The following is a 12803-nucleotide window of genomic DNA, read 5'->3' as shown; positions in this document are numbered from 1 at the left end:
TTCCGCGGATGGACCCGACGTCCTCGACCCGGATGCCCGGCCGCCTCGTGCCCGCGAGCGGCGGCCACGTCCCCGTACGGGTGCGCGGGTTCCTCGACTCGGCGGCACCCTCCCGCGCCACCCGCTCCGAGCGGGGGTTCGCCGTCGCGCTGGCCCGGACCGAGCACGACGTGGTGAAGGTGCTCGACGGCGCCACGGTCCTCGGGTTCCTCCCGGCCACCTGGTCGCAGACCATCGACTTCGAGCTGTGGTCGTGCGAGCAGGCCGGGGAGCCGGCCCTGGCCCGCGCGGTGCTCGAGGGCGTCCCCGGCGAGCGCGACCTGTTCGTCATGCTCGACTGGCGGCGCAGGCGGGTCTGACCATCAGGCGGGGAACAGGTCACCACGGGGGCGACCTCGACGAGGTCGTCGCACGGGTCCTTGCGGCCGCTCCGGTGGGTCGGCGTGCCCTGTGCGCGATCGACGGCGTCGGCGGGAGCGGGAAGACGACTTTCGCCGCACGACTCGCGCAGCGCATCGACTCGCGCCCGGTGGTCGTGCTGCACGCGGACGACTTCTTCCACCCGTCGGCCGTCCGGCACGCCCGCGGCCGGTACTCGCCCGAGGGGTTCTGGCTCGACACGTACAACTACGACGCGCTCGTCACCTGGGCGCTCGCGCCCTTGCGCGCTGGTCAGCCGTACCGCGCCTCGTCCTTCGACCCGGTGCGCGACGAGGTCATGCGGCCGGAGGCGATCCCCGCCGCCCACGACGCGCTGGTGCTCGTCGAAGGGACGTTCCTGCACCGCGACGAGCTCGTGACGCTGTGGGACTGGTCGGCGTACCTGTATGTGTCGACCGAAGAGGCGTCCCGGCGGATGGCGCGCCGCGCCGGTTCCAGCCCGGATCCCCGGGTCCTGCGGCGGTACGACGGCGCCCAGCGCATCTACGCCGCCGCAGCGAAGCCGCAGGAACGCGCCTCGCTGGTCGTCGACAACTCGGACCTCGGGGACCCGCGGATCATCGACGTCCCGGGTGACGACGTCGTGGCGTGAGGATCAGCGGTCCAGGAACGTCGCGATCCAGACCTGGGGTGCGTTCCAGCGGATGCACCGGTCGTTGGTGGGGCGCGGGCCACGGAGGGGTCAGTCCAGCCGGTCGGGGTCGACCAGACCCCAGTACGCCGGCTTGGCCTGCAGGTTGGCGTCGAACAGGAGCGGAGCCTCGAAGGGACGCTCGGTCGGCCATGCCCGCAGCCAGCTCCGGGAGTCGTACAGACCCCACACGCTCAGCGAGGAGAGGGCGCCCGGATGCCGCCGGAACGCCGCCAGCAGGTCCCGGAGGTACCGGCCCTGCTCCGCGAGGCGTTCGGGGGGTGCCGAGTCGAGCACCTCGGTCGACTCGGAGATCGCGACGTCGAGCTCGGTGACGGCCTGGCGCACCCCGAGGTCCTCGAACGTTGCGATCGTGTCCTCGATCCCCGAGACGGGCACCCGCAGGTCGACGTGCAGCTGGTGGCCGATCGCGTCGATCGGGACGCCACCGTCGAGCAGGCGCTCCACGACTGCCGCGGCCGCGCGCCGCTTCGTCCGGTTCTCGGTGCCGTAGTCGTTCAGGTACAGGACCGTGTCCGGCCCGAACGCCTCGCGTGCGATCCGGAACGCCGCCGCGACGTAGTCCGGACCCAGCACGGCGTACCACTGGTTGCGCCGCAGGCCGTCGTCCTGGTCCGGGTCGATCGCCTCGTTCACGACGTCCCACGACCGCACGGGGTTCCGGTCGCCGTACCGGTCCTCCAGGTGCGTCGCGACCGTCCGGATGTGGGTCTCCAGGCGTGCGCGCAGCAGAGCCTGGTCCGCCGGGCTCTGCCCGAGCTCGCGTCCGTCGGGCGCGCGGAAGAACCAGTCGGGGGTCGAGCGGTGCCACACGAGCGTGTGGCCGTGCACCGCGAGGCCGTGGGCGACGGCGAAGTCCAGCACCTCGTCGGCGCGCTCGAACGTGAACTCGCCCTCGTGCGGCTGCACGCTCGTGGGTTTCAGCGCGTTCTCCGGGGTCATCATCGAGAAGTGCCGCGCGAGCAGCTCCGCGGGGGCGCCGGCCAGGTCCTGTGTGCCGACGGCGGTGCCGACGGGGAAGTCGTCCGCGAGGGCCTCCCGCAGCGCGGGGATGTCGGTCTGCACCGCGGGTGCCTGCGTGGTCACGGTGACGTCGTCGAGCAGGAAGTCGGCGAGCGTGCCGGTCGACTCGACGTACAGCTCGGGGTGCTGCTGCGCGCGGTCGGGGAGGGTGTACTCGGTGCGGAGCTCGACCCACCCGTCAGCCCCGACGGGCGCGTGCACGAGGTGGTCGTGGACGCGCTCGCCGTCGACGTCACGGCGGACCGTCAGCTGGAGCTCGCCCAGCACGGAGCTCGCGCCGGGCGCCAGGCGGACCCACACGGACAGAGTGTGCTGCGTGCCAGGCGTGAGAACCCCGGTGAGGTCGAGCAGCGCACCGTTCCACGCCTCGGTGCGCCCGCTCGTGAGCAGGCTGGAGCCCCCGGAGCGGGCGTCACCCTCGCGGGCCGCGACCTCTGCGGTGCCGAGGCCTTCCCAGCCGTCGGTGCCGTTCTCGAAGTCGCTCGCGAGCACCGTGCTGACCCGGCCGGGCGCGGCGGCCGGAGCGGCAGTCGCGGTGGGAGCCGGCGCCTGTCCGGGGCCAGGCGGGAGGGGACCGACGAGCAGCACGACCGCGAGGACGAGCGCGGCCACCACGAGCAGGGCAGGGATGAGTCGTCGCACGACGGCACAGCTCCCCCCGGTCGATGGCGCGTCGGTCGTGCCACCGTAGGCAGACGGACCACGCCCGGGGCAAGCGCGCGTCGGCCTCACCAGCCTGGCGCCGTGACGCACCGCACACGAGCGCGACCTGTTCGTCCTCCTCGACCGGCGGGCCCCGGCTGATCAGCAGCAGCGTGCCCCGGGGTGGGCGTCCTGCTCCGCGTGCCGCTCGCGCCAGTACGCCGCCACCGACACCGGCGCCGTGCCGGGATGGACGCGTGCGAGGTGCGCGACGTAGCGGTCGTAGTCGTGGTCGCCGAGCAGCGCGGTCGTGTACCACCGCACGGCTCGGCCGGCCCGCACGAGGGCGTGCGTCAGGCCGGCGGTCACGACCCTGCTCCCGCCGGAGCGCGGTCCCGGTCACGTGCGTCCCACAGCGCCTGGACCTCGCGCTCCGCGGGGGTGGCGACGAGGCCGCGGGGGGCGAAGAGGCGTGACGGCACGTCGGGCTCCTCGGTGGAGGGCAGCCCGCCGGCGCGCACCGACTGCACGATGACGACGGCGCCCACCACCACGACGACGAGCACCAGGACGGCGAAGATGATCGACAACGTCCCCTGGATCGCGGTGTTGCGGATCACCGCGTCCATCTCGGCGGGCGACGCGGCGACGCCGAACGACTGGTCACCGGCCGACCGCGCGTCCTGGAACGCCCGGTGCTGCGCCCAGTACCCGATGCGTGGCTCGGCGGAGAAGATCTTCTGGTAGGACGCGGTCATCGTCACGACGAGGTCCCACACGAGCGGCACCGCAGGGATCCACACCCACCGGTAGAGCTGCTTCTTGGTCACGACCACCGTCACCACGGTGAGCGCGATCGCGGCGAGCAGCTGGTTCGCGATCCCGAAGAGCGGGAACAGGGTGTTGATCCCGCCGAGGGGGTCGGTGACGCCCATGAGCAGGATCGCCCCCCACGCCGCGACGACGACCACGGAGCACACCCACGCGCCGACGCGCCAGGACGGGTCGCGGAAGCGGCGCATCGGTCCGCCCAGGTTGCCCAGGCTGTCGGAGAGCATGAACCGCGCGACACGCGTCCCCGCGTCGACCGTCGTGAGGATGAACAGCGCCTCGAACATGATCGCGAAGTGGTACCAGAACGCCGCCAGCCCCGAACCGCCGATGGCCGTGCTGAGCACCTGGGACATGCCGAACGCCAGGGTGGGCGCACCGCCGGTGCGGGAGATGATCGAGTCCTCACCGACCGATGCTGCGGCGCCCTCGATCTCCCCGGCCGTGATCGGCGTCCCGCCCAGACCGAGCCCGTTGACGTACTCGGCCGCCGTCTCGGCCGTCCCGCCGGTCGCGCCCGCCGGGGCGTTCATCACGAAGTAGAGGTGCTGGTCGATCACGACGGCGGTGACCAGGGCCATCACCGCGACGAACGACTCGGTGAGCATCGCGCCGTACCCGATGGGCCGCGCCTGGCTCTCCTTCTCGAGCAGCTTCGGCGTGGTCCCGGACGCGATGAGCGAGTGGAAACCGGACAGCGCCCCGCACGCGATGGTGATGAACAGGAACGGGAACAGCGCGCCCGCGAACACCGGACCGTCGCCGCGCAGCGCGAACGACGAGACGGCCGGTGCCTGCACCTCCGGCCGCGCGATGAGGATCCCGACGGCCAGCAGCACGATCACCCCGACCTTCATGAAGGTCGACAGGTAGTCCCGGGGCGCGAGGAGCAGCCACACGGGCAGCACCGAGGCCGCGAAGCCGTACGCGGCCAGCCACCACGCGAGCGCCACGGGGCTGAGCGTGAACCAGTCCTGCCCCCACGCAGTCTCGGCCACCCAGCCGCCGGCGACGATGGCCAGCAGCAGCAGCGCGACACCGATGATCGTGACCTCGGTGATCCGGCCGGGCCGCAGGACGCGCAGGTAGACGCCCATGAACAGGGCGATCGGGATCGTCATGGCCAGCGAGAACACGCCCCAGGGGCTTGCCGCGAGGGCGTTGACCACCACGAGCGCCAGGACGGCGATGATGATGATCATGATGACGAACACGGCCACGAGAGCGGCGACGCCGCCGAACCGGCCGAGCTCGTCGCGCGCCATCTGCCCCAGGCTGCGCCCGCGGCGTCGGGTCGAGATCGACAGCACGAGGTAGTCCTGGACGGCCCCCCCGACGACGCAGCCGACGATGATCCACACCGTGCCCGGCAGGTACCCCATCTGGGCCGCGAGCACGGGGCCGACCAGGGGCCCGGCGCCGGCGATCGCCGCGAAGTGGTGGCCGAACAGGACCCGCCGGTCGGTCGGCATGAAGTCCTTGGCGTTGTCGTACCGCTCGGCCGGGGTGGCCCGGTCGTCCCGGGGGCGCACGATCTTGTTCTCGATGAGCCGCGCGTAGAACCGGTACGCGATCACGTAGGTGCACACGGCCGCGAACACGAACCACACCGCGTTGACGTGCTCGCCGCGCACGAGGGCGAGCACCGACCACGCGACCGCGCCGACCACGGCCACGACCGCGAAGACAGCGCGCCTCGAGGCGGACATCGGCCCGCGTTGCACCACGCCCACCGGGGGGAGGTCCGGGTCGGTGCGGAGGTGCTCGATCTCGGTGCGCGCAGTCATGGTGCCCCCTCGACGTCGTCGTCGTTCAGCACGCTACGCGCGGCGACCCGGGCCGCAACCGGGCGACGCCCTCCGCCCGGTCAGCGGTCCACGAACGTGGCCACCCAGACCAGGGGTGCGTTCCAGCGGATGCAGACGTCGTTGGTGACCTCGGACGTCGGCTCGTCCAGGTAGCAGAGCTGGGGCGCGAGTCCGACGAGCCGCGGGTCGTAGGGGAAGTCCGGCGCGGGGACCGAGTTGGCGCCCCCCGCCAGGGCGCCGGGCGGGGGTGGCGGCATCGCGGGGTCGAGGTCGTGGCCGAACTGGCGGGTGCGCTGGTGGTGGCTGTGGTCGGTGCCGTACCCGGTGACGTAGCTCTGGCCGAGCGCGTTGCGTCCCAGCAGGTAGTCCGTGCCGGAGGCGACCGCGTCGCGGTAGGCGGTGCTGCCGGTGACCAGGTGGGCGACGCCGAGGACGACCAGGTTGGTGAGGATCCGGCCGTTCGACCCCCAGCCCCACCCGTCCGCGGGCGCGTACGGCTGTCCCCACGGCTGGCGCGACTGCAGGTCGAGCAGCCGGTCGGCGGCGCGACGCAGGCTCTGGACCACCCGCGCGTGGTCCTCGAGCCTGCTCCCGTGCAGTGCCAGGTCCAGGCGAGCGGGCGCGCTGACGCGGTGGAAGTCGAACCCGGCGGCGTCGAACGGGTCGGCGGCGTGCTCGGAGCAGTCGAGGACGTGCTCCTCGTAGACGCGCTCGCCGGTGGCCAGCCAGAGCTCGGCGGCGGCCCAATAGAAGTCGTCGGCGACGTCGCTGTCGTCGTAGGGACCGCCGCCGTGCTGCGCGTGGTCGTCCGGCGGGAGCAGGTCGGGGTGCCGCCGTGCGGCGTCGTAGGCCGTCCGCGCGGCCGCCAGCAGTTGTGCGGCGTAGGCGGGATCGGTCCGGCGGACGTGCCGGGCACCGGCCGACGCGGCGGCCGCCAGGTGCAGGGCCGCGGTGGTCGAGGGCCGGTGCAGGACGCGTTCCGTCGGGTCGAGGTGCGGCCATCCCGGCAGCGGCGACCAGGTCGTCCCGTGCACGCGGTGGAACGCGAGCCCCGCGAGCGGGCGGCCCGGCGGCACCTGCATCCGCAGCAGCCAGTCGAGCTGCCACCGACACTCGGCGAGCACCGCGTCGGCCCGCGGGTCGTCGGGTGGCAGGACGTCGAGGGTGCCGAGCAGCTGCCACACCGCGAGCGCGCCGCTCGTCGTGTACTTCCCGTAGTCGCCGGCGTCGTACCAGCCGCCCCAGACGTCGTAGGTGCCGTCGTCGTGCCAGCCGGGGTAGAGGCGCTCCGCGTCGGGACCTGTCCAGGCGGGCACGGCGACGTCCCCGGGGTGGCCGGCCGGGCGCCCGTAGCCGGGCACGTCGACGGGGGTGCCCGACCGCATCAGGGAGAAGAAGCGCAGCGCGTCGGCGGCGAGGTCGGCGTACCGCCGGCCGTCCACGACGAACGGATGGCTGACGTGCTCAGCGGCCCGGACGCGGAACGTGCCCTCGGGGAGGCCGGTGAGGTCGAGCGTGTGCACCGGCAGGCCCGAGGTGGGCTCGGGCCGGAGCGGCCAGGGCTGCGACGTCCGGGAGAGCACGATGCGGCCGTCGTCGCCCACCACCTCGAACGCGACGGGGCCGGGCACCGACGACACCAGCGTGGCTCCCATCGGCAGGCCCGGGACGTAACCCACCTGGTTGACCCGCACGCCGGGCCGCTGCGCGAGGACGTCCTCGACGGACCACCGTGGCCAGCTCACCCCCGGCAGCCTAGGCGAGCGCTCAGACCTCGACCATGAGCGGCAGGCCCGGTTCGGCCCAGGTCGTGCGCCCCGGCTCGGGGGTGAGCTCCGGTCGCGTGAGCGCGGCGGGCCGGTCGACGAAGTGCGACCACCCCTCGTAGTGCACCGGGAGCACTGTCCGCGGCCGCAGCGTGCGGCAGAGCTCGCGGCCGTCCTCCACCGTCATCGAGTAACGCAGCGGACCGGTCACGGGGAACCGCACGCCGCCGAGGTGCAGCACCGCGGTGCCGACGCGCCTCCGCTCGGCCACCTGACGCACCCCGCCGTACAGGACGGTGTCCCCGGAGAACCACAGCGACCCGTGCTGCTGGCCCTCCCATGTGAGGTCGAACCCGATGACGGCCCCCGCGACAGGACGGCTGCCGACGGGTCCGTGCCGGCACGGGGTCGCCGTGACGGTCAGCGTGGGACGGTCCGGGTGGGTCAGCGTCGTCGTCGCCCAGGGGCGCAGGCCCACCGCGGGCGGACCGAGGCGGCGTGCACCCGGCACGGTGGTCAGGATCGTCGGTGTCCGGCCCAGCAGCTGCCGGCCGGCGTCGTCGAGGTTGTCGGCGTGGTGGTCGTGGGTGAGCAGCACCGCGTCGACGTCGCCGACGTCCTTCGCCTCGACGGCCGGGCCGGTGGTCTTCCGCGACGACGTCCCCCAGCCGAACCGATAGGTCCGGCCGGGGGCGTCGAAGGTCGGGTCCGTGAGGATGCGCCAGCCGTCCACCTCGACGAGCGTCGTCGGGCCACCGATGTGCGTGAACGTCAGGGTGGACACCGTCAGGACGCGGCGGAGCTCTGCGCGGGAGCCCAGGCAGCATGGGCGAGCGCCCACTCCAGGGCCCGGTCGGCGATCTCCTCCCAGCCCGGCCCGGCGACCATGAGGTGCGGCCGGCCCTCATAGGTCTCGTGCTCGGTGACGGTTCCGACGCCGCGGTAGTGCTTGGCGTTCGAGGCCTGCACCGACGGCGGCATGATGTGGTCCGCGGAGCCCGACAGGAACAGCAGCGGCACGCGGTCCGGGTTGCTGAAGTCCACCCAGGCGTCCTGGTGTCCCGGCTGCAGGTTCGCGAGCACCGAGTCGATGAGCACGCGGCCCGACGCCGGGATGTGGTACCGGTCGTAGAAGTGCCGCGACTCCTCCTCCGTGTACGTGTTGGTGAACGCGTACGTCCACTCCTCGAACGACAGACCGACCGCGCGGTGGTGGTTCGCCGGGTTCTTCACCACGGGGAACACCGACTTCAGCTGCGACCACGGGGTGGTCGTGATCCCCTCCACCGGTGCCGAGTTCAGCGCGACACCCGCGCTGCCGTGCCCCCGGTCGAGCATCAGCTGGAGGAACGTGCCGCCCGCCGAGTGACCCATGAGGATCGGCGGCGTGGGGGTGTCCAGCGAGCTCAGGAACGCGTCGAGGTGGGACGCGATCGCGTCCGTCGTGAGGTCGGCGATCCGCGTCGGGTCGGCCCGCAGAGCCTCGACCTCGACCTCGAACCCGGGGTAGCCCGGCGTGTGGACGGTGTAGCCCTTGGCCTCGTAGTGCGCCTTCCACCCCTCCCACGAGCGGGGCGTCACCCAGAAGCCGTGGATGAGCACGATGGTGTCCGGAGTGGTCATGACGTCTCCTCGTCTCGCGGCGGTCGGTCCCGGCCGGCCCGCTCAGCAGCACAGTGGCACCGGGTGCCCGGGGCGCACTGTGCTGGCCGTGCACGGTTCTGGTGCCCCTGTGCAGAACCTGGTTCACCCGGGACTTCCTACCTACGAACCGCTTCGACGACCGGCGGACGATCGCCTCACCACTGGCACTGCCCCGGCCGCATCGTCGCGCGCCGGAGGAAAGGACTCCGATGTCCGCGTTCGCCCACGTCATCGCACCCGGACGCATCGGCGCCCTCGAGCTCGCCAACCGCGTGATCATGCCGCCGATGGGGACCAGCCTCTCCGATGCGGACGGTCACTTCTCCGACCGGCAGGTGGCCTGGTACGCCGAGCGCGCCGGCACCGGTGCGGGCCTGGTGGTCACCGAGCTCACGGCCGTGTCCCGCGATCTCGAGCTCACGGCGGGCCTCGCCCACGCCGACTCGGACGCCGCCGTCCCCGCCCTCACCCGGCTCGCCCAGGCGGTGCACGCCAAGGGCGGCAAGCTGGGGGTCCAGCTCACGGCCGGTATGGGCCGCAACAACCCCGCGTACACGCCCGAGCAGCCCCCGGTCTCGGCGTCGGACAACCCGAACTTCTTCGACCCGACGGTGCTGTGCCGCCCGCTGACCACGGACGAGGTCCGCACGCTCGTCGGCCGCTTCGCCGATGCGGCTGTCCGGTGCGCGGCCGCGGGCGTCGACCTGGTGGACCTGCACGGGCACACCGGCTACCTGATCGACCAGTTCCTCGGGCCGCAGTGGAACCGCCGCACCGACGTGTACGGCGGCTCGATCAAGAACCGCGCCCGGTTCGCCACCGAGATCATCCAGGCGATCAAGGCCGCGGTGCCGGGTCTGCCGATCAGCTTCCGGCTGTCCGTGAGCAACAAGATGCCCGGCAGCCGTGACCTCGTGGAGGCGCAGCAGATCGCTCGCCTGCTCGAGGGTGCCGGCCTCGACCTGCTCATGGTCGACGACGGCGCCTACGACGCGATGGACTGGGTGTTCCCGCCGTACTACCTGGGCGACGCGTGCATGGTGCCGTCGGCGCGGGCGATGAAGTCCGTCGTCGCCATCCCCGTCATGGCGGTCGGGAACCTGACCCCGGAGAACGCCGAGGCCGTGCTCACCGCCGGCGACGCGGACTTCGTCGGCGTCGGCCGCGGGCTCATCGCCGACCCGGAGTGGGTGGCCAAGCTCGTGGACGGGCGTCGCGACGACATCCGGCCGTGCATCCGCTGCAACCAGCTGTGCATCGGCGCCATCTTCACCGGCGCCACCATCGGCTGCGCGGTCAACCCCACCGCCGGCTACGAGCTGGAGCGCGCCCTCGTCCCGGCGGCCGTGCCCAAGCGCATCGCCGTCGTCGGCGGCGGCCCCGCCGGTCTGGAGGCGGCGCGCGTCGCCGCCCTGCGCGGCCACGCGGTCGACGTCTACGAGAAGTCCGAGCACCTCGGTGGGGTGCTGCTGCCGGCCGCGACCCCGGAGTTCAAGAAGGAGCTGCGCGCCATGATCGGCTGGTGGGAGCGGCAGATCGCCGACCTGCCCGTCACCGTGCACCTGGGCACCGAGATCCTGGCCGACGACACCCGCCTGGCCGGTGCCGACGAGGTCGTGGTCGCCACCGGCGCGGACCCGTTCGTCCTGCCGATCCCGGGCGTCGACGGCGAGAACGTGCTCGAGGTGCTGGACGCGCACCTGCACCGCGACCGCGTGGGCTCCCGCGTCGTCGTCGCCGGTGGCGGGCTGTCCGGCGCCGACCTGGCGCTCGAGCTCGCCGAGGCGGGCCACGAGGTCACGATCGTCGAGAAGGCCGACGCCATCGCCGCGGACCTGCTGTTCATCAACGCGATCAGCCTGCTGCGCAGCCTCACGGACGCCCGCGTGCACGTGCTCACCGGCCACCTCGTCACCGAGATCGACGAGAAGGGCCTGACCGCCGTCGGACCCGACGGCGAGGTGCACGTGGACGCCGACACCGTGGTGACCGCGTTCGGCGTCCGACCGGCGCACCGGCTGGCCGACGCGCTGGCCGCCACCGGCCTCAGCGTCCACGCGATCGGCGACTGCGTGCTCCCGGCGAAGGTGGGCGAGGCGATCAACGCGGGGTACCTCACCGCCGCGCTGCTCTGACCGTCCCCTCCACCGCCGGGACGGCGCTCTACGCCGACGGTTCGAACGTGTGCGACCAGAGGGTCGAGCCGTCGGCGTTGGTGTAGGTGTAGCGGATCTTCGGGTCGGTGGAGACGCCGGCGCGCGCCATCTCGGGGAAGACCGCACTGTCGCACGCGGACTGCAACGTCGGGATCATGCCGTCGAACTGGCTGGTGGCGGTGGTGGCGTCGAGCTGCTGCGCGTAGACGTACTGGTACTCCACCAGGTCGGGGTGCACCCCGGTGATGGTGATGTCGGAGTACATCCCGTCGAACGAGTCCACCAGGGCGGGGAGCTGCGACTGCATGGCGGCGACGTACGCGTCCAGGGCCTCGCTCTGCTCCTCGAGCGCTGCGGCCGCGGGGTCAGCCGTGTCGGTCTCGGCGCTCTCGGCGACCGCGGCGGGCGAGTCCGACGGCGCCGGGTCGTCAGTCGCGGCGGAGCAGCCGGTCACCGTCCCCGCGACGAGAAGAAGCGCGAACGCAGCTCGGGAGAGGTGCGTGGGCAGGATCGTGCGTGTCATTCGTCCCCCTGGGTCGGACCGGTCGTCGTCGCACATCGTTGCCCCCCGCACCTGTGGTCCGTGCTGCTTCGCGGGGTGAACTTGGCGCAGGTCTCAGACCAGCTCGTCCCGGCGGCGGCTCAGGTAGGCGGTCTCGGCGGTGTTGCCCGCCAGCGCGATGGCCTGGTCGTACGCCTCGCGCGACCCGGCGGTGCGACCCAGCCGGCGCAGCAGCTCCGCGCGCGTGGCGTGGAACGCGTGGTACCCCGCCAGCGCCTGTGCGAGCGGGTCGACGGCCGCCAGTGCCACCTCCGGGCCGTCGAGCTCGGCGACCGCCACCGCACGGTTGAGGGCGACCACCGGGGAGGGGTCGAGCCGGACCAGCTGGTCGTACAGGGCCACCACCTGGGACCAGTCGGTGTCGCGCGCGTCGCGAGCGGAGGTGTGCACGGCATTGATCGCGGCGAGGATCTGGTACCGGCCCGGAGCCTGCCCGGTGGCCAGGCGCTCGCGGACCAGCCGGTGCCCCTCGGCGATCAGGGTGGGGTCCCACGCCGCACGGTCCTGCGTGGCGAGGGGGATCAGCTCGCCGCTCGTCGAGACGCGCGCCGGCCGACGAGCCTCGGTGAGGAGCATCAGGGCCAGCAGCCCGGCCACCTCGCCGTCCTCGGGCAGCAGGGCGCGGACCAGGCGCGTGAGCCGGATGGCCTCGGCGGTCAGGTGCGGGCGGACGGGGTCGCTGTCCGGGCCGGTCGCCAGGTAGCCCTCGTTGAACACGAGGTAGAGGACCGCGAGCACGCCGGAGACGCGTGCGGGGAGGTCCTCCTCCGACGGGACGCGGTAGGGGATGCCGGCGGCCTTGACCTTCGCCTTCGCGCGCGTGATCCGTTGCCCCGTGGCGGACTCCTGCACCAGGAACGCGCGGGCGATCTCCGGCACGGTCAGCCCGCCGACCATGCGCAGCGTGAGCGCCACGCGGGACTCCAGCGCCAGCGCCGGGTGGCAGCACGTGAAGATCAGCCGGAGCCGGTCGTCGTCGACGGCGCCCTGCTCCGGAGCGTCGCCGTCGCGCAGCATCTGTGCCGCCCTCTGCTTGTCGTCACGCTTGTTCTCGCGCCGGATCCGGTCGATCGCCTTCCGGTTGGCCGTCGTGGTCAACCAGCCACCCGGGTTCGGTGGCACCCCGTCGGACGGCCACCGCTCGACCGCGACCGCGAACGCCTCGGCAGTCGCGTCCTCCGCGATGTCGAGGTCACCGAAACGCCTGGTCAGGGAGGCGACCACCCGCGCCCACTCCTCGCGGTGCGCCCGGGCGATCGCCTCGCCGACCGCAGCCTC

11 protein-coding genes are annotated in these 12803 nt (G+C 73.0%); 3 read left to right on the top strand and 8 right to left on the bottom strand.

Annotated elements, in window-relative coordinates; all coding sequences use genetic code 11:
• Window positions 1-8: 8 nt before the first annotated feature.
• Together ACO06A_RS06960 and ACO06A_RS06955 are read left to right on the top strand one after the other, a co-directional pair.
• Window positions 9-359 carry a hypothetical protein gene (locus ACO06A_RS06960; protein ID WP_421735298.1) on the top strand — a complete coding sequence of 117 codons (351 nt, stop codon included), beginning with the start codon at window positions 9-11 and terminating at the stop codon, window positions 357-359.
• Window positions 360-433: 74 nt separating this feature from the next.
• Window positions 434-1033: a uridine kinase gene (locus ACO06A_RS06955; RefSeq protein ID WP_421735297.1), complete on the top strand. Its 600-nt coding sequence runs from the start codon at window positions 434-436 to the stop codon at window positions 1031-1033.
• Window positions 1034-1123: 90 nt separating this feature from the next.
• Here the strand turns inward: ACO06A_RS06955 and ACO06A_RS06950 are convergent, their stop codons facing one another.
• From ACO06A_RS06950 to ACO06A_RS06925, 6 genes are all read right to left on the bottom strand, one after another.
• A complete protein-coding gene (locus ACO06A_RS06950) occupies window positions 1124-2758 on the bottom strand; it encodes an endo-1,4-beta-xylanase (protein WP_421735296.1) in 1635 nt (544 codons plus the stop codon).
• Between the two features lie 162 nt (window positions 2759-2920).
• The gene (locus tag ACO06A_RS06945) at window positions 2921-3127 is read right to left on the bottom strand and encodes a YbdD/YjiX family protein (RefSeq protein ID WP_421735295.1); all 207 of its coding nucleotides are present in this window, start codon (window positions 3125-3127) and stop codon (window positions 2921-2923) included.
• A complete protein-coding gene (locus tag ACO06A_RS06940; RefSeq protein ID WP_421735293.1) occupies window positions 3124-5376 on the bottom strand; it encodes a carbon starvation CstA family protein in 2253 nt (750 codons plus the stop codon). Before ACO06A_RS06940 ends, ACO06A_RS06945 begins: the two co-directional genes overlap by 4 nt.
• Window positions 5377-5456: 80 nt before the next feature.
• Window positions 5457-7142: a glycoside hydrolase family 9 protein gene (locus ACO06A_RS06935; protein WP_421735292.1), complete on the bottom strand. Its 1686-nt coding sequence runs from the start codon at window positions 7140-7142 to the stop codon at window positions 5457-5459.
• Window positions 7143-7164: 22 nt separating this feature from the next.
• A complete protein-coding gene (locus ACO06A_RS06930; protein ID WP_421735291.1) occupies window positions 7165-7947 on the bottom strand; it encodes an MBL fold metallo-hydrolase in 783 nt (260 codons plus the stop codon).
• Between the two features lie 2 nt (window positions 7948-7949).
• On the bottom strand, window positions 7950-8786 hold the full coding sequence (locus tag ACO06A_RS06925) for an alpha/beta hydrolase (protein WP_421735290.1): 837 nt from the start codon (window positions 8784-8786) through the stop codon (window positions 7950-7952).
• A 230-nt stretch (window positions 8787-9016) separates the two neighbouring features.
• On the opposite strand from ACO06A_RS06925, the gene ACO06A_RS06920 reads away from it, so the two are divergent.
• Window positions 9017-10942: an FAD-dependent oxidoreductase gene (locus ACO06A_RS06920; protein WP_421735289.1), complete on the top strand. Its 1926-nt coding sequence runs from the start codon at window positions 9017-9019 to the stop codon at window positions 10940-10942.
• A 28-nt stretch (window positions 10943-10970) separates the two neighbouring features.
• Here the strand turns inward: ACO06A_RS06920 and ACO06A_RS06915 are convergent, their stop codons facing one another.
• The gene (locus ACO06A_RS06915) at window positions 10971-11486 is read right to left on the bottom strand and encodes a hypothetical protein (protein ID WP_421735288.1); all 516 of its coding nucleotides are present in this window, start codon (window positions 11484-11486) and stop codon (window positions 10971-10973) included.
• A 93-nt stretch (window positions 11487-11579) separates the two neighbouring features.
• Window positions 11580-12749 carry an RNA polymerase sigma factor gene (locus ACO06A_RS06910; protein ID WP_421735287.1) on the bottom strand — a complete coding sequence of 390 codons (1170 nt, stop codon included), beginning with the start codon at window positions 12747-12749 and terminating at the stop codon, window positions 11580-11582.
• Window positions 12750-12803 lie beyond the last annotated feature (54 nt).

This window comes from Cellulomonas sp. (assembly GCF_965229465.1).
GTDB lineage: Bacteria > Actinomycetota > Actinomycetes > Actinomycetales > Cellulomonadaceae > Cellulomonas.
The sequence above is the reverse complement of the archived record's forward strand: the minus strand, read 5'-3'. Positions and strand labels throughout refer to the sequence as shown.